17 protein-coding genes are annotated in these 16,839 nt (G+C 61.0%); 10 read left to right on the top strand and 7 right to left on the bottom strand.

What is annotated here, in order from left to right:
* Positions 1-34: 34 nt before the first annotated feature.
* The gene (locus JX25_RS13240; RefSeq protein ID WP_128255571.1) at positions 35-541 is read right to left on the bottom strand and encodes a MarR family winged helix-turn-helix transcriptional regulator; all 507 of its coding nucleotides are present in this window, start codon (positions 539-541) and stop codon (positions 35-37) included.
* A gap of 149 nt (positions 542-690) precedes the next feature.
* Between JX25_RS13240 and JX25_RS13235 the strand changes: the two genes are divergently transcribed.
* Genes JX25_RS13235 through uvsE form a run of 3 tightly spaced genes read left to right on the top strand, consistent with a single transcriptional unit; the run spans position 691 to position 3,184 of the window.
* The gene (locus tag JX25_RS13235; RefSeq protein WP_128255570.1) at positions 691-984 is read left to right on the top strand and encodes a hypothetical protein; all 294 of its coding nucleotides are present in this window, start codon (positions 691-693) and stop codon (positions 982-984) included.
* A 53-nt stretch (positions 985-1,037) separates the two neighbouring features.
* Positions 1,038-2,096: a DHH family phosphoesterase gene (locus JX25_RS13230; protein ID WP_206611598.1), complete on the top strand. Its 1,059-nt coding sequence runs from the start codon at positions 1,038-1,040 to the stop codon at positions 2,094-2,096.
* Positions 2,093-3,184: a UV DNA damage repair endonuclease UvsE gene (gene uvsE, locus JX25_RS13225; protein ID WP_164876162.1), complete on the top strand. Its 1,092-nt coding sequence runs from the start codon at positions 2,093-2,095 to the stop codon at positions 3,182-3,184. The genes JX25_RS13230 and uvsE overlap by 4 nt, the downstream gene beginning before the upstream one ends.
* Before the next feature lie 5 nt (positions 3,185-3,189).
* Here the strand turns inward: uvsE and JX25_RS13220 are convergent, their stop codons facing one another.
* On the bottom strand, positions 3,190-3,840 hold the full coding sequence (locus JX25_RS13220; protein WP_128255569.1) for an HAD family hydrolase: 651 nt from the start codon (positions 3,838-3,840) through the stop codon (positions 3,190-3,192).
* Complete coding sequence (locus tag JX25_RS13215; protein WP_128255568.1) at positions 3,806-6,286, bottom strand: glycoside hydrolase family 65 protein; 2,481 nt, start codon at positions 6,284-6,286, stop codon at positions 3,806-3,808. Before JX25_RS13215 ends, JX25_RS13220 begins: the two co-directional genes overlap by 35 nt.
* A gap of 489 nt (positions 6,287-6,775) precedes the next feature.
* Between JX25_RS13215 and JX25_RS13210 the strand changes: the two genes are divergently transcribed.
* Positions 6,776-7,726, top strand: coding sequence for a sulfotransferase (locus JX25_RS13210; protein WP_128255567.1), 951 nt, complete (start codon positions 6,776-6,778; stop codon positions 7,724-7,726).
* Between the two features lie 33 nt (positions 7,727-7,759).
* Here the strand turns inward: JX25_RS13210 and JX25_RS15290 are convergent, their stop codons facing one another.
* Positions 7,760-8,287, bottom strand: a complete 528-nt coding sequence (locus JX25_RS15290) for a hypothetical protein (protein WP_338323042.1) — start codon at positions 8,285-8,287, stop codon at positions 7,760-7,762.
* Between JX25_RS15290 and JX25_RS13205 the strand changes: the two genes are divergently transcribed.
* The 5 genes from JX25_RS13205 (at position 8,286) to JX25_RS13185 (ending at position 12,783) form a co-directional block, all read left to right on the top strand.
* Positions 8,286-8,930, top strand: a complete 645-nt coding sequence (locus JX25_RS13205) for a hypothetical protein (RefSeq protein ID WP_338323041.1) — start codon at positions 8,286-8,288, stop codon at positions 8,928-8,930. The genes JX25_RS15290 and JX25_RS13205 overlap by 2 nt on opposite strands.
* 319 nt (positions 8,931-9,249) lie before the next feature.
* Positions 9,250-10,704 carry a hypothetical protein gene (locus JX25_RS13200; RefSeq protein ID WP_206611596.1) on the top strand — a complete coding sequence of 485 codons (1,455 nt, stop codon included), beginning with the start codon at positions 9,250-9,252 and terminating at the stop codon, positions 10,702-10,704.
* Positions 10,701-11,699, top strand: coding sequence for a UbiA family prenyltransferase (locus tag JX25_RS13195; protein ID WP_128255564.1), 999 nt, complete (start codon positions 10,701-10,703; stop codon positions 11,697-11,699). The genes JX25_RS13200 and JX25_RS13195 overlap by 4 nt, the downstream gene beginning before the upstream one ends.
* Positions 11,696-12,385 (top strand): HAD family hydrolase, encoded by a 690-nt coding sequence (locus JX25_RS13190; protein ID WP_128255563.1) that lies wholly within the window; start codon positions 11,696-11,698, stop codon positions 12,383-12,385. Before JX25_RS13195 ends, JX25_RS13190 begins: the two co-directional genes overlap by 4 nt.
* Complete coding sequence (locus tag JX25_RS13185) at positions 12,382-12,783, top strand: GtrA family protein (RefSeq protein ID WP_128255562.1); 402 nt, start codon at positions 12,382-12,384, stop codon at positions 12,781-12,783. The genes JX25_RS13190 and JX25_RS13185 overlap by 4 nt, the downstream gene beginning before the upstream one ends.
* Positions 12,784-12,801: 18 nt before the next feature.
* Here JX25_RS13185 and JX25_RS13180 read toward each other — a convergent pair whose 3' ends face one another.
* From JX25_RS13180 to JX25_RS13170, 3 genes are read right to left on the bottom strand one after another with little or no spacing between them, the layout of a single operon-like run.
* Positions 12,802-13,593, bottom strand: coding sequence for an ABC transporter ATP-binding protein (locus JX25_RS13180; RefSeq protein WP_128255561.1), 792 nt, complete (start codon positions 13,591-13,593; stop codon positions 12,802-12,804).
* Positions 13,587-14,645, bottom strand: a complete 1,059-nt coding sequence (locus JX25_RS13175) for a FecCD family ABC transporter permease (RefSeq protein WP_128255560.1) — start codon at positions 14,643-14,645, stop codon at positions 13,587-13,589. Before JX25_RS13175 ends, JX25_RS13180 begins: the two co-directional genes overlap by 7 nt.
* The gene (locus JX25_RS13170; protein ID WP_128255559.1) at positions 14,638-15,756 is read right to left on the bottom strand and encodes an ABC transporter substrate-binding protein; all 1,119 of its coding nucleotides are present in this window, start codon (positions 15,754-15,756) and stop codon (positions 14,638-14,640) included. The genes JX25_RS13175 and JX25_RS13170 overlap by 8 nt, the downstream gene beginning before the upstream one ends.
* A 158-nt stretch (positions 15,757-15,914) precedes the next feature.
* Here JX25_RS13170 and JX25_RS13165 point away from each other — a divergent pair, with 158 nt between their 5' ends.
* Positions 15,915-16,829, top strand: coding sequence for a DMT family transporter (locus JX25_RS13165; RefSeq protein ID WP_128255558.1), 915 nt, complete (start codon positions 15,915-15,917; stop codon positions 16,827-16,829).
* The last annotated feature ends 10 nt before the right edge of the window (positions 16,830-16,839 follow it).

Raw genomic sequence — 16,839 nt, 5'->3', positions numbered from 1 at the left:
TCGAGTTGGAAAGGGCGTTGCCCATGCGGTCGCGTCAGGCGCTGTCCGGGGCCTCGACCCGCTCAAACATGCCCAGCCATACGCGCAGGCAGTCGTCAAGCTGCGCGCGTTGATCCGGGGCAAGCGCCTGCAGCAAGCGGTGCTGGTTGGCGACATGCTCCTCGATGACGCGGTCAATCAGGGCAAGGCCGCGGGCTGTGAGCGCAACGACCGATCCGCGCCCGTCTTCAGGATTGCGCCGCCGTTCGATCAGGCCCACATCCTCCAGTCGATCAAGTCGGTTCGTCATCGTGCCCGAGGCAACCATTGTCCAGGCGATCAGGGCGGAGGGGCTCAGCTCGTACGGTTTTCCGGCCCGTCGCAGGGTTGCAAGAACATCGAAACCCGCTGGCGTCAGATCATGCATCCTGTAGCCGGAGGCAAGGTCTTCCGAAAGATGATCGGCCAGCCGTTTGAGCCGCCCGAGCGTTCCCATCGGTGCGACGTCAAGATCGGGCCGTTCCCGGCCCCACTGCTGCAAGATGCGATCCACTTGATCCATGGCTGCTGATATGCCGCATATATCTCGACGTCAAGATAATATCTTGAGGTTCTGCGGCCAAAGCCCTCGGGTTGGCAGGTGCAGACGGATATCATACACAGGAGGGGCCTGCTTCCGGCTGAATTCCAAACCTCAAGGGCCCTTCACTGATGACACCTGAAGAACGCGACGATCTTGAAGACATGCAGGCATCGGTCACGCAGATCGTGGATCTTGTGCAAGCGGCAGAGCGGGACGAGACGCTTTCAGCCGAAGACGCGGCGCGGATCGCGGACATCGCGAAACAGACCGTGACGCTGATGCATGAACTGCTTACAGAGGCGGAAGAGGAAGGCGAGGCCGAGGACGCTGTCAGCATGCTGCGCAACATGCTTGTCAGGGCGACAACCGCCGCGGCACAGGCGGACACGGTTCTTGCCCGGCGGAATGGCGGCGAAGAGTAAACTGCGGGCCTCCATTTTGGAAACCGCTTGGGCAGTTGCGCCGTTGGGGTGGCATGTGCAGCCACCGGATCCAGAACAAGACCGAATTGGGGCCCGCCTTTCGCACGGCGCTGGAGCGGTTTGACCCGAACCGCCGCCCGCTGATCCTAGGGCATTTCGATGCGGACGGGCTTTCGGCAGCGGCGATCCTTTCGCAGGCTTTGCACCGTGCGGGCATGCCGGCCGATATCCGCATCCTGGGAAAGGGCGAAAACCCGTGGTCTCCCGCCCTGCGGCAGGAACTGGAGGATAGTTGCCCTGCCGGCCTGATCGTGACAGATCTGGGGGTGCGGGAAGGCAAGATCGTCCCCGGCCTGCCGACGGTGCTGATCGATCACCACGTCCCCACCGGCACGCCGGGCGATGCCACCGTCATTTCCGGAAACGGGTGGAAGCCGGAGCCGACATCGTCGCTTCTGGCGTTCTGGTGCGCCAGCGCGATCTGTCCGGCGGATGACCTTCTGTGGCTGGCTGCGCTTGGCCTGATCGGCGACATGGCGGATGGGGAATTCCCAGAACTGGCGGACGCGCAGAAACTCTATGGCAAGACGGCGTTGCGCGACGCGGTTGCGCTGGTCAATGCACCCCGGCGAACGGCTGCGGCGGATGTGGGGCCGGCGCTTTCGCTTCTGCTCCGCTGCGCCTCGCCGAAGGAACTTCTGAAAGGTGGCCATCCCGAGACGGAGCGTCTTCGCGCGGCCAAGGCCGAGGTCGCGGCAGAGCTTGATATCGCAAAGCGCACGCCGCCGAAGGTGCGGGGGGACGTTGCGCTGATCCGCTTCTCCTCCCCATGCCAGATCCATCCGCTGATCGCGCAAAGCTGGCGGGGGCGGCTGAAGGACAAGATCGTGCTGGCTGTGAACACCGGCTATCGCGAGGGGTGGGTGCATTTTGCCGCCCGAACGTCCACCGGCACGAACCTGATCGGGTTTCTTGCGGAACGTCGCCCGCCCGGCGCCGGTGCGGAATATGGCAGCGGCCACGCACAGGCAACGGGCGGCGCGCTGCGTCCAGATGACTGGAACGATTTTGCCGCGCGGATCGGCTTTCCCGAAGAAAAGGTACCCTCATGAACACTCGACCACTGCGGCTTGGCTTTCCCGTCAAGGTCATGGGGCGCGCCGATCTTAAAAGCAACGATACGCGCCGCTGGCAGCAAGGCCCGCACCTGAAAACCTCGCTGGAATATCTGGACGCGATCCTTGATTACCTGGTGAAGGCGGGCATCGACATGTACCGCATGTCCTCGGATCTGGCGCCTTATGCCACGCATCCCGACATGCCGCAGTTCCACGACATGGTGGCGCAAAGCGATGCGGAACTTGCCGCGATCGGCCGCAAGGCGCGTGAACTGGACATACGGCTTTCCTTCCATCCATCGCAATTCGTGCTTCTGAACAGCCCCGATCCGGCCCTGACGAAGAAAAGCATATGGGACCTCAGCTCTCAGGCGGAAATGCTGGACCGGATGGGGCTGGGGCCGGAAGCGGTCATGGTGACCCATGTCGGCGGGGTTTATAATGACCACGAGGCAAGCCGCGCCCGCTGGATCGAAGGGTATGAGCAATGCCCCGAACACGTCCGCCGCCGCCTTGTGCTGGAGAATGACGACCTGCGCTTTTCCGCCGCCGATGTTCTTTGGATTCATGAACGCTGCGGCGTTCCGCTGATCTTCGATTACCAGCATTTCTGGTGTCTCAACCCCGAGGGGCTGGACCTTCGCGACGCGCTGGAACGCATCATCCGGTCTTGGCCGAAAGGGGTAAGGCCGAAGATCCACTTCTCATCGCCGCGGACCGAACTGCGCGAGATCAAGCGAAAGGTGACCGACAAGGAACGCGAGGCGCTGAAGACGGCACCGGCAAAGGGCAGCGCGGTCACGAAGGGGGTGGTGAAGCCCACCTCCCGCACGAAGACCGTGCTGCTGCCCCCCGTCTGGACAGGCCATGCCGATTTCACCAACCCGTTCGAATTTGCGACGTTCATGCGCACCGCTGCCGGTCTTGAATTCGACGTGATGCTGGAGGCGAAGACAAAGGATCTTTCGCTGCTGAAACTGCGGAAGGACTTGTTTCGTTACGCGCCCGATGTTGCCGCGCGCCTTGGTGTGGCCGCCGATGAGGGACCGGACGTGGAGGAGATGGAAGCTGACGCGGAATAGGCCGGTCAAGCAAGCAGCGCCAGAACCCGCGCGTCCGTGAAATCGGCCACGACCAGATCTGCGCCCAAGGCCGTAAGTTCGTCCTCGCTCCGGGTCGTCGCGATGCCGATGGTGGTGGTTCCAGCGGCTTTGGCCGCCTGGATGCCGGGCGGGGAATCCTCGAAGGCGAGGGCTTCGGCCGCGTGGATTTGCAACCTTCGCAACGCTGTCAGATAGGGCAGCGGATCGGGCTTTGCCCGCTCCATCTCGTCGCCATAGACGATGGTATCGAAGCGCCCCGCCGCGCCAATCGCTGACAGCATGTGATCGACATTGTCCCGTGGCGCATTGGTGACAAGTGCCAGCCCCATGCCTTTCTGGCGGGCCATGTCCATAAGCTCCAGCGCGCCCGCAAGCGGGATCAGATCCTTGGCCAGTTCGCGGAACAGCGCCTCCTTGCGGGCCAGAAGGGGCGGATGGGTATGGGCCTCACGCTCGGGGAACAGCCGAAGCCCGATTTCGGCGTTGGACCGGCCCGAGATGTATTCGCGATACGCCACCTCGTCCATGGATCGCCCTTCATCGGCCATGAGCTGCTGGAAGGCCCGCAGGTGGATAGGGTCGGTATGCGTCAGCGTTCCGTCAAGATCGAAAAGCAGCGCCTTGATCCGTGGCATCGGCATCTTCCTTCCTTGGGGCATCCAGATGCGCGATATAGGTCTTGCCCGGCGGCAGGCGATGCGGAACGCCCAGAACTAGAAGCGGCACCGCGCTGTGATTTCCTTCATAGGCCAGAATGTGGATGCGCCCGTCCTTCATCTCCACCACGATGGAGTTGGAGCGGAACAGCACATGCGACCGGATACGGCCGTGATGGGGGTGTGGGGCGGGATCGACGATCAATGCCTCCTCCCCCGGACGGATGCCAAGCTGGATGCGCTGCACGATATCAAGCGTGGCAGACATCGCACCAAGGTGGACGCCCTTCTCCGTGCCGGAATGCCCCGCCTTTTCATCGGGATGAAGCGAATCGCGAAACATCTTCCACGACGTTTCGGGTGCGACGCGGGCCAGCGCCCCGGCATAGATAAGGTTGGACAGGCTGGAATCATGCGACGTGCGGGCAAGGTCGGTGGTGATCGTCTGCCGGATCTGGTCGACCGTGGCCGGATGCCCCATCCGCTCCAGCAGTTCTGTCAGCTCATCCAGCGACAGAAGGTGGGCCAGCATGGCGAAGGTTGCCTGCTTCTGGACCTGCAAGCCGTTGATGTCCCGCCCCTGCGCCTCGACAAACCAGTCAAGTCGTTCGCCCGGATGCTGCCGCTCGTGCCTTTGCAGATCGAAAGGCGCCAGCTTTTCATAGTTGTCGAAGGGCAGGAACAGCCCCTGTTCATCCCGGACCAGATGCAGTCCGGTGATGACGGTTTGCCAATGCGCGGTCTCGTTCCGCTCCAGCTTCAGCCGCGCGGCCAGACCGTCGCGGTGATCGGCGGGCAGGCAGTCCAGCGCCTTCGCCGCAAGCGTCAGGCTCCAGGCCGCCATGATGTTGGTATAGGTATCGTCGTTCAGGCCCGGCGCATCCGCATCCGGATAGCGGGTATGGAATTCGTCCGGGCCAACCACACCGCGGATGGTGAAGCGGTGGGGATGGTCCGGATGGGGCTTTGCCAGCGAGGCCCACATACGCGCGATCTCCACCATCATCTCGGTGCCGTAACCGGCCATGAAGTTGATGTCGCGCGTGGACAGGAAATAGCGCCAGATATTATGGGCAATGGCCGAACCGATGTGGAGCTGGAAGCGCGTATCGTCCCGGTGCCAGCGGCCCGATCTAGGGTTCACCTGAAATTCGGGCGTTTCCTCGAACCCGATGGTGCCGCTGCGCCATGGATAAAGCGCACCGGCAAGCCCCCGCTTTGCAGCCAGCGCACGGGCTGCGTCCAGCCGCCGGTAGCGGTAGATCAGGATCGAACGGACAACATCGGGGAGGTGCAGGCTGAGGAAAGCCAGCGACAACGTTTCATCCCAGAAGATGTGGCCATGATATGCCTCTTGCCAGCCGCGCGACGGCAGCCCCGCATCCGAGTTCGACGCATGGGGGGACGCGGTCTGCAGAAGGTGGAACCCGTGAAGCGCGATCGCGCGGGACAGGTTCTCGTTCTCTATCTCGATCGCGCAGCGGCCCCAAAGCTGTGTCCAGGCCCGCATGTGCGCGCCGCGCAGAACGTCATAGTCGGGTGCACTGCGGGCTGCGGAAACTGCCGCACGGGGAACCGACCCGATGGCGTGATCGCGGGAGGTGAATGTCACCCCGACCTTTTCGACCTGCAAGACGTCCCCCTGCTGCAGGTCTGCCTTCCAGAATTGCGCAATCTGCGTTGCGCCATGATCGACCTTCGGCATGGGTGCAACCTGCCGCGGACCGATGGAAACCCGGTGGCGCGCCGCAACCGCCACATCGACATCCGTGCCAAGCGTGCGCACGGATGCGACAAGGCAATCTTCCTCACCATGGCTTAACGCGCCCGCCTTCAGGGCATGGGGATCGTATCCGCCTTCTGCCACTGCGAGATGGTTTCCCACATCGCACGCGATGCCAGAGCGGATCTCGATCCGGCCGGACCAGTTCAGGGGGCGCAGGCTGACCCGCAGCGCACCCGTATGAACCGCCGCCATGGAGATGAAGCGCTCCTCAGTTAATTCGGTACGGCGGCCCCGACTGTCACGAAACGTCACCTCCCGCGTCAGCAGCGCCGCCTTCATGTCAAGTTTCTGGCGGTAGCGAAGTAGCTCCACAAGATCGAAGGACAGCCAGTTGTCCTCCCCCTCCAGCCGGAAGGCCAGATGAAGCCAGCTTGGCAGATTGGCAAGCGAGTCCGTGGAAACGACCGTGCCTTCCACCTGCCCCGTTAGCCGCGAATAGCAGCCAGCACGATAAAGTCCGGGATAATGGGCATGGTTCGCGCCTTCTTCCGGGGCCGAGGCGCGGCAATGCAAAACCCCGTTTCCCAGCGACAAAAGCGATTCCCGGCGCCGCTCATCCTCAGGATCATAGTGATCGAAGATGATCTCGTGATCTTCGCTTCGGGCGGTTTCGGCTGGTTGGGTGAAATGAGGCGTCAAGGATCACCGACATCATGAACTGAACTTGCGAATGATAAGAAGGGGCATTCAGCAGCGCCAGCACCGGCAGGGCAATCAGCGCCAGAACCGTCTGGCTTAGAAAGCTGCCGGCATAGAGCGACGTCCGGAACGCTTTCGCGCGTCAGGATCGCAAGCTGCGGCCCGATGATGGCGGCTATCAGCCCACTCACCATCACCGACGTTACGCCGGACGCGCCGGCTTCGCAAACGCTTCCCCCGCGCCGGCGCACCTGCCGTGAAGCGGCCTTCGCGGTTCGAAGGCATCGCGGGGAAGATGTCATTCCTGATATTTATCCTTCACCTTTCGCTTCTGGCCGCTAAGTCCAACCGGGTCGCAACGTAACGTCAGGTTTCTTTTCCCATAAACATGTCATCCAATCCCCCTTCGCCATCCGTCGGCATCTTTTTCCGCCGAGGCCGCCAAAGGACGAAATGCGGCCCAAGACCTGAATATTTGGAGTGATCTATATGGAGTTGGCACCGACCAGAAGAAGCGTTGCGCCTTTGGTTGTTTATGGCCCGCTCAGAAGCGGCACGACTATGATCCGTCTTATGCTGGATGGTCATCCGGAGCTGATTGCGCCGGGCGAAAGCGATTTTCTTTTTGATCATCTTCAGGCGCGGGCAGGATCCTGGAGATATGATGTTCCCGCGCTTGCAGCAGATCGGATTTACCAGGACAATCCGGTCCAGATGAAGAAGCACTTGGCGGGCGATGCGACCTTGCGCGATATGGTCCAGCAGATCGGACGATATGGCCAAGGACGTCCGGTGCTGATGTTGCACCGACACTTGTCCGCTTGCGCTGACCTTATGCCCTCTTTGAGGGTGATACGCCTGCTGCGCGACCCGCGTGACGTGGCGCGATCCTCGATCGGCATGGGCTGGGCGGGCAATCTGTTTCACGGGCTGGACCCGTGGCTGGAAACGGAAAGATCATGGCGCGAATTCGCTTCCAATCACCCGCACGTTCCGCAACATGTTCTACGGTATGAAGATCTTGTCACGGACCCGAAAGGCGAACTGCTCAAGATCTGCAAGTTCCTTGGTATAACCTATACCGACGACATGCTCTCCTACCCCTCCAGAACCAGTTATGCGCCACCCGATCCCGGCCTTGTATTCCAGTGGAGGAAGAAAATGTCGGATCGTGATGTCCAGCTGGTGGAAGCGCGCGCCGGATCATTCTGGGAGGGTTGCGGCTATGAACGCAGCGGCATGCCGCCATTGCATCTGAGCGCGGCAGACAAAAGGCGCCTCTGGCTTCAGAACCGCGCCTATGTCTGGCGCCATCTTATTCGTCGCCACGGGCCGGTGGCGCCTATCCTGCGCGGTCTGGGGCGCAGGCTTCGCTTGCGTCGACTGGAACATGCCGCCGCCGCCCGTATTGCCAGAAACGACCGGAACTATCTGAAATGAATGGTCAGAGCCGGTGGACTCCCGCGCGCGGGTTCAACAACGGGGCTGATCCAAGGCAGGCGTAGGGTCAGATAACGAAGTCACCCGTCCGGTAACTGGAAGAGGCGCTATCAGCCGGTCGTTCGAACCTCGACTGTAGGTGCGGATGGGAATGACGCCACCGATTGAACTGGGGCTGGCAAAAGGCTGCGCCGGAATAACAATATCTTCGACCGCAGGATTGAGTGTGAACAACTTCGTCATCATCACCGGGAAAGGAAGATCGGGTTCGAACAGGCTTCTGGATATGTTCGACCGCAGCGCCGAAACTGTGTGCCGCAGTGAAGTGAACGAGATCAGCGGCACCTGCTTTTCCAAAATCGGAGGAACGTTGTTCGAGGAGGATCTTTCCTCACCGGACCGAACCAACCTTATGCGAGCCTTGCAGGGTTGCATGTCCCGAAGAAGCCTCCGGGACAGGTTCGACATGACGCGCAAGGATTTCTTTCGCGGTGCGACTTCGGCCGGATTGTGGATGATGTCAAAACGTCGGGTTCGGCAGGCATTATCGGCAACGGGCATGATGAATGATCCGCTGGAATGGGAAATCCCCGACGCGATGCTGAACCGCCGCAAGCTGGATCTGGCTGTTCCGGTGCTGAAGCTGAATTCCTCGCCAGCCTGGGGATTGGCCTATCACGATATGTCGCCTGCCGCTCGGATAGTTCTTAATATCAGAGAACCTGTCGGGTACATCAACTCGTGGTATAACAGGTTCGTCCCAAATGCCGACAAGGCGCATTTCCGGAACCGCTTCCCCTCTGCCTGCAGGATCCTTGAACACTTCGGGCAGAGCGGTCGCATCGACCGCCTGTCGCGCCTGACCGATGCCGACCTGATCGAAATCGAACTGTGGCGGTGGCGCTACACGAACGAAGTCACGTACGAGCGGCTGAAAGGGTCTGACCGCTTCATGACCGTCACCTATGCCGAGGTGGACAACGACGCGGTAGCCGTCGCACGGAAACTGTATGAGTTTGCTGGTCTTCAAAGTGACCAGGTGGCGATGGGGCAGATCGCGGCCATGCAGAACACCCTCTTCGCTGATAGAAGACCCTCCCGCATTGACCGGCGGATTCTGGACCGCCTGCTTCCGGATGTTCTGGGAGACAGCTTGCTTGCCGGCGTTGTCGGCATGAACCTTGGACTGCCTTCGTTCTCGTAGCGTGGTTCGCGGATCGTGGCGCCTGATCTGCATAGGTCTGCAGGATCCGCTTGTCCCGCGTTGGCGAGAACAGCGAAAGTTTATCTACGCGGCTTTCACAGCCATAGCCTTTAAATTGTGAAATATTTCCCTGCGGTCTTCGATAGGCGCTGGTGCATCGGCGACCGCTTTGCATCAAATCTCTTGCAGAAGCTCAAGATTATGTGAAACTAGCTGAAGCTACGGAGCGGTTTGCCTGCCCTCAGTTGTTTCGCTTTTTAGTCAGTCGATTGGCCACATGTTGTCTGTAAAGAGTCCGCAGGGTATTTCTTCCTATCTGATGGCATGTCCTGCGGCACTTCTGCTGTTGGCCTATGCACTGATCAATGGCGTTCCATTCTTTTATCCCGACGCCTTTGTTTATGCCCATTATGGTGAGTCTGGCTGGCGGATGATCGGCCGCGCAATCGCCGAGCTTTGGCCTGCAGGGCAGTCGGCATTGGACATCCAGACCGCGGATCTTGCCAGCAGTGGGCGCGTTTCCGGCACACTTGCGGGATCTGTACAAAAGGAAGGTTGGACGCCGGAAGCGGGAAGGTCTGTCTATTACGGGCTTCTATTGGCCATACCGGGCATCTTTCCCTCACCCTGGAACGGGGTCATCCTGCAGGCCTATTGCAGTGCGCTGACTGTCGCTTTCGCGTGGCGTCTGGTCATGGGCACGATCGGTGCAGGTTACCTTGCAGCCATGGCGGGTTTGGGCCTTTTTTCCACCTTTGGCATCTTCGCGTCGACGGCGATGCCGGATGTCTGGTCCGCGATCGCCATCCTTGCTGTGGCGGTGCTCATCGCCGGGAATGGCAGGCTCCGGCGGCTTGACGCCCTCTTCCTATGGGGTTTCATCCTATTCGCGACGCTCGCGCATTCATCGCATCTGGCCGTTGTTGCTGCGCTGACCGCACTTTGCATCGCGGGGCGCATTGTCGGGCTTGGCGTGATCCCCTGGGCCACCATAGGAAAACTTGCAGTTCTTATCGTGGCAACGGTTTCCCTAGGGACCGGCGCGCGAATGGCGATGGAACGTGCTGCAGGCAATCCGACGCTTGGCATCCCGTTCCTGACTGCGCACCTTGTGGATGGCGGCCCCGGCATGGCCTTCATACGTGAAGCCTGTCCGGCAGCGGGATATGCCGTCTGCGAAAAGGCCGATGATCTTCCGGTGGAGTGGCGGACCTTCATCTTCGGCTTCTCGAGGCCCAGCGAATACAGACGACAACTTGCTGAGGAGGATCTCTCGTTCGCGATCGCCACGCTGCGTCACGATCCGGCAGGCGTTTTGCAACTGGCCCTGCAGGACGGCCTGCGGCAGATCGGCATGATCGACCTTGCCACCACCCCCATTCGCAGCTCCATCAGCGAAAGCGCCGCAGCTGAAAAGTCCGAAGTTTCGCTGGCCCGGAAAATCCGTGAAGGCCGTCTTTACAACGCGTCCTGGCTTTATCGCGACGTCTCGCTGATCAACGCGGCGCTGGTTCTGGCTGGCCTGGCCGCGATTATCCTTGCGGCGACGCGGCCCGTCCCGGGTAGGGAAAGCGCTGGCCTGCGGCAACTGCTGTCTGTCACCCTAACGGGTGTTCTTCTGAATGCTGTGATCTGCGGCGTGCTCGCTTCACCTTATGACCGTTTCCAGGCGCGCGTGGCGTGGCTGATCCCCGTCATCGCCGTCATCGCCATTGCCGCTTTCTTGCAAAATCGCCGGCTACATCTCCGAGAGAGGGAGACCACGTACTCATGACATCCGTAGACAATATGAAATTCCCCGATACCCGCGCGCGAGTATCTGATTATCTGCGCATCGCGCGGCTTGACCACGTCACGAAGCACGTGTTCATCATACCGGGGATTGTTCTTGCGCTGCTGCTGCGGCCTGAACATGCGGAACTGTCGTTCCTGCCGCTTCTTATTGGCTTCCTGTCGGCGATCGCTCTCGCATCGGCGAACTATGTCATCAACGAGTGGCTCGACCGCGAGTTTGACAAGTATCATCCGGAGAAGTCGCAGCGGGCGGCGGTCCAGAAGGTTTTGTCGGGTTCGATTGTTTACGCCGAATATGCGGTTCTTGTCGTCGTGGGCCTTGGTCTTGCATGGATGCTGAACAGCACATTCTTCGTCATTGCCGTCCTGTTCCTCGTTTCGGGCGTCACCTATAACGTGAAGCCGCTGCGCACGAAGGACGTCGTCTTTGGCGATGTGCTGACCGAGTCCATCAACAACCCGCTGCGCCTGATGCTGGGTTGGGCGATGGTCGATCCCTCCTCGCTGCCGCCGATCAGCGTCCTGCTGTCCTATTGGTTCGGAGGGGCCTTCCTTATGAATGCGAAGCGCCTTGCCGAATTCCGCGATATCGTCGCCGATCAGGGGCAAGAGCTTCTGGGCCTCTATCGCCGGTCATTCCGCTATTACACCGAGCGCCGCCTGCTGGTCGCATCGCTGCTTTATGCACTGTTTTCCAGCTTCTTCCTTGCGGTATTCCTGATCAAGTACAAGGTTGAATACGTTCTGGTTTTCCCGGTCCTGTCCTTCCTGTTCGCTGAATATTTCGTTCTGGCGCTGAAGGAAAACTCGGTTGCCCGCAAGCCGGAGCACCTGTTCAAGGCACGCCGGATGATGGTTCTTGTCGCGCTGATGATCGTCCTGTTCATCTTCGCTTCGGTCGTGGATATTCCGCTTCTGGGGACGCTGACGGACCAGCACTTCATCGAGATTCCCGTGCGGGAGGAGATCCAGTGAAACCGGCAGACGCCTCGCTTGCCGACCGTCTGCGCGACCGCCGGCTGGTGATATTCGATGTGGACGGCACGCTTTACGATCAGTCGCGGCTTCGCCGCGCGATGGCGATGCGCCTGCTGTCCCACATCGCCCTGTCCGGCAGGGTTTCCACGCTGAAGGCGCTCAAGGCCTATCGCCATGCGCGAGAGGCAACGGCCGACGCGGAAAGCGCCGATTTCGAAAGCGAGGCTTTGGCCGCCGCGGCACGTGCGGGGCGGATGGACCCTGCACGTGCCCGCGAGCTGGTAAACGACTGGATGCAGCAGCGGCCGCTTCCGCTGCTGGGCCGCTGCCGTTATGACGGCGTGGCAGAGCTTTTTGCGCGGTTGCGGGCGCAGGGCACGGTCATCGGCGTCCTGTCCGATTATCCGGCTGAAGCAAAGCTGAAAGCAATGGGGCTGGAAGCGGATGCCATCGCCTTCGCGGGTGGTCCGGGCGTACCGCTGCAAAAACCACATCCGGACGGATTGCATCACCTGATGAAGGTGACCAATGCCCTGCCGGCAGAAACGATCCTGATCGGCGATCGAGACGAACGTGACGGGGAGGCAGCGCGCCGTGCCGGTATCGATGTCCTGATAAGGGCCGATCGCCCGGCAGGCCCCGATGCTTTTGGGTCGTTCGCATCGTTCGGGGCGCTGGCATGACGGCGCGCTTGCGTCATCTTGTCGGCTCAGATGCGCTGAGCGGGCGTTTCGCGCGATACCTGTTTGTCGGGGGTTCGGCTGCCATTGTCGATCTTGGCGGCTTCGTCCTGCTGATACAGGCAGGATATGGAACTGCCGCCGCAGCAGCAGCAAGCTTTGCCTTCGCCGCAGTTTACAACTTCACGCTGTCATCGTCCGTTGTGTTCCGAACAGGATCGACCTGGCGGCGCTTTGTGATGTTCATGGCGCTGGCACTGGTCGGCGTTTCCGTCAACACGGGCGTGACCACCTTGGCGGCAACCTGGCTTCCCGAGGTTCTGGCGAAAGTGGCGGGGATTGGCATGGCCTTCGGGCTGAACTTCTGGATGAACAACACAATCGTCTTCCGCCGCGCGTGATCCGCGCGGCAGCCGTGTTCAAGCCGAGCGGCGGATTTGCTGACAATTCGCCCGCAGACAATTTGCCCTTCCATCAACGATCAGCTGCGGCGATCCCATCGAACAAGGCTCGATCCGCGCCGCCACATCGAACACCTCGCGCAGAAGGTCCGTCGTCACGACATCTCCGGTTGCGCCGCAGGCGACGAGGCTGCCGTCGCCAATCACCATGACAGCATCCGCAAAGCGCAGCGCATGACCCAGATCGTGCATTGCCACAACGATCAGCAGCCCCTGTTCGCGCGTCAAACGGTGCAGCAGAGCCAGAAGGTCGATCTGCCGCGACAGGTCAAGCGCCGAAGTCGGCTCATCCATCAGCAGGATCTCGGGGTTTTGCACCAAGGCTTGCGCCGCCCCCACCATCTGGCGCTGGCCGCCCGAAAGATCGCCAACATGGCGCCCCCGGAGGGCGCGGATGTTCAGCAGATCAAGAATCCGCTCAACCTCGACATGATCTTTTGATGTCACACGCAGGCCGCGTCCCTGCATCCGCGCCAGCAGGATGGATTCGTAAACCGTCATCACCGGGCGTGCGCCATTATCCTGCGGCATGTAGGCAAGGGGCCGCGGAACGGTTGCCCCCTCCACCCGAACCTCCCCGCCGCCGCGCAGCAGCCCGAAGATGCGGCGGAACAGCGTGGATTTGCCTGCCCCGTTTGGCCCAAGCAGCGCCACCAGTTGCCCGCCCGGCAAGGTTGGCGTCGTCACCCCCGACAGAACCTGGCGCCCCCCATAGGCGGCCGAAACAGCGTTGAGCGTCAGACTTACCATGTGGCAACCCGTCTATTGAGGATCAGGTAAAGGAAGAACGGGATCCCCACCAACGAGGTTACGATCCCGATGGGAATGATCGTCCCCGGAATGATGATCTTCGACAGGATGGAGCCGGCAGACAGGATCAGCGCCCCTGAAAGCGCGGCCCCGGGCAGAAGGAATCGCTGATCTTCCCCCAGCAGCATCCGGGCAATATGCGGACCGACAAGGCCGATGAAGCCGATGGTCCCGACAAAGGATACGGAGATCGCCGCCAGAAGACTGACAATCACCAGCACCTCAAGCCGCAGGCGGCGCGGGCGTACACCCATGCTTTCGGCCTTGGCGTCGCCCAACCTCATGGCGGTCAGCTGCCATCCCCGGCGGGCCAGCAGCGGGGCCGCAGCGGCCAACACGGCAAGCGCGATCCACAGCTTCGGCCAGGTTGCCTTGGTCAGGCTGCCCATGGTCCAGAACACGACGGCAGCAACGGCCTGCTGACTGGCAAAGAACTGGATCAGCGACATCAGCGCGTTGAAGATGAACACCAGCGCAATTCCAAGCAGAACGATGGTTTCGCTGCTTACGCCCTGTCTCAGGCTCAACCCATAAATCGCAAGGGATGTCAGCATGGCCATGACGAAAGCATTGACAGGGATGATGTAATCAACGGCAAAAGGAACCAGCGCCACGCCGAAGGCTAGCGCCAGTGCAGCGCCAAAGCCCGCACCGGCCGAAATCCCAAGGGTGAAGGGACTGGCAAGCGGGTTGTTCAGGATGGTCTGCATCTGAACGCCGGCAATCGACAGGCTTGCCCCCACCACCACCGCCATAAGGGCGACAGGCATTCGGATTTCCCAAAGGATGACGCGGACCTGATCTTCGACCTGACCTGGCCAAAGCAGGCCTTCGATCACCTGACCAAGGTTATAGCTTGCGGGGCCAAGCGCCAGATCCGTACAAACACTCAGGGCCAGCGCAAGCGCCAGCCCCATCAGGATCAACTGTCGGCGCAGCACAAGGGCGCTGTAGAATCCGCGCCCCTCTCCGGCCCCAACTGCATCAGTCATTCAGCGACACCCAGTAACCCGGTTCATAGGGCACGGGCAGGAAGCGCTCGTGCAGTTCCTTCAGCGTCGCCTCGGGGTCCAGATCGGCGAACAGTTCGGGGTGCTGCCACTTCGCAAGCTGTTGCACCGCGACGAAGTAATAGGGGTTGTCATAGAACTGGTGCCAGATGGCGTGGAATTGGCCGGACTTGACGGCGTTGATCCCCGTCATGGCCGTCCGCTCGGTCAGGGCCTGCAGCTTGGTGCGTGCCGCATCCATGTCCGCGCCCGGCCCAAGGCCGACCCACGCGCCGCCCGGCACATAGGCGTCCCAGTTTCCGCCCGTGACGATGACATGATCGGGATTGGATGCGATGATCTGTTCGGGGTTCAGCGTGCCGAAGGTGCCGGGAATGATGTCCTTGGCGATATTATTGCCGCCGGCAATTTCGACATACTGGCCGAAGTTTCCGTCGCCAAAGCTCATGCAGCAATCGTCGGAATAGCCGCCTGCGCGATCCACGAAAACGTTGGGACGGGTGAAATCCGCCTGCGCCAGCACGTCCGTCACGCGGGCCATCTGCTCGTTGACGAAGCTGACATATTCTCCGGCGCGATCTTCCTGCCCCGTAAGCTGACCCATGATGCGCATCGATTCGACGCTGTTTGCCATCGGATCTTCGCGGAAATCGACATAGACGATAGGAATGCCCAGTTCGGCCAGCTTGTCATCATAGCCTGCATCCTCGGTTGCCGCCTTGGCTTCAAGGTTCATCAGGACAAGATCGGGATTCAGCGCGGCCGCCTGTTCCACATCGAAGGTGCCGTCCTTGAAGCCGCCAAATGTGGGCAGATCCTTCAGCTCGGGGAACTTCTCGGCATAGGCGGCATAGTTGTCGGGATCTGCCTGCAGCAGATCTTCGCGCCAACCCACCACATGGGCGAAAGGCGCCTCACGCTCCAGCACGCCCAGAAGATAAATCTGCCGGCCTTCACCCAAGATGATGCGCTTTGCCGGGGCATCGACAGTCACCTCGCGCCCGGCGATGTCGGTAAGGGTGATGGGATCGGCCAGTGCAGCAGAAGGCGCTGCAAGGAAGGCGAAGGCGGAAATAACAAGCCGAAGGGTCATGGATGCAGGTCCGTGAAAAGATGGCGCAGGTGATGCCCGATGATGCGGCCTATGAAGGTTTATCGATTTAGTCAAGAAAAGACTTCGCCGCCCAAACCATCATGCCGCGGATCATCAGCCTTGCAGGGCAATCTTCCTGCCCCTAGTGGGGATGCATCATGATCCGCATTCGCCGCCCCTCCTCCATCCCCCTGCCCGAGCTTTCGCTGATCGGGATCACCATCATCTGGGGTGCAAGTTTCCTCGTGGTGCACATCGCGGTGGAGCTGACGGGGGCCCTGTTTCTTGTCGGCCTCCGCTTCCTGATCGCGGGTGTGCTGGCGGCGGCCTTCTGCTGGCGTCAGCTGGCCGGCCTTACCCGGTTCGAGATGTTCGCGGGCCTTGCCATCGGTGCATCGATCTTTGGTGGATATGGCTTGCAGGCCTATGGGCTTCAAACCATCGAAAGCAGCAAGTCGGCCTTTCTCAGCGCGCTTTATGTGCCGCTTGTTCCCTTGTTCCAATGGGCAGTGTTCCGCAAGCCTCCGGGGCTGTTCAGCTGGATCGGGATCAGCCTTGCGTTTATCGGCCTCCTGCTCATCTCTGGCGGGGGCGCGGAAGGGCTGACCATGTCGAGAGGGGAGATCGCAACGCTGGCCGCCACGGTGTCCATCGCAGCCGAGATCATGCTGATCGGGTATTTTGCGCCGCAGGTGAATACAAATCGCGTAACGGTTGTCCAGCTTCTGGCCGTTGCACTGTTTGCATTCGCGTCGATGCCGGTTGTGGGCGCACCCCTTCCTGCGCTTTCATGGGTATGGATTGTCGCGGTGATTGGGCTGGGCGCAGCCAGCACGCTGATCCAGCTGGTCATGAACTGGGCGCAACGTACCGTTTCTCCCACACGCGCGACGATCATCTATGCGGGGGAGCCGGTCTGGGCCGGCATCATCGGCCGCATTGCAGGCGAACGGCTTGGCCCGATGGCCCTGCTTGGCGGCGCCGTTATCGTCATCGGCGTGCTGGTAAGTGAACTGCGACCTGCGAGGAAAGCGCCCGCGCAAGTGGAAGGTCGGGCCCCGGGACAGGCTTGAAAAGAAGCCG

Origin of the sequence: Falsirhodobacter deserti, assembly GCF_004015795.1 — a bacterium.
Taxonomy (GTDB): domain Bacteria; phylum Pseudomonadota; class Alphaproteobacteria; order Rhodobacterales; family Rhodobacteraceae; genus Falsirhodobacter; species Falsirhodobacter deserti.
The sequence above is the reverse complement of the archived record's forward strand: the minus strand, read 5'-3'. Positions and strand labels throughout refer to the sequence as shown.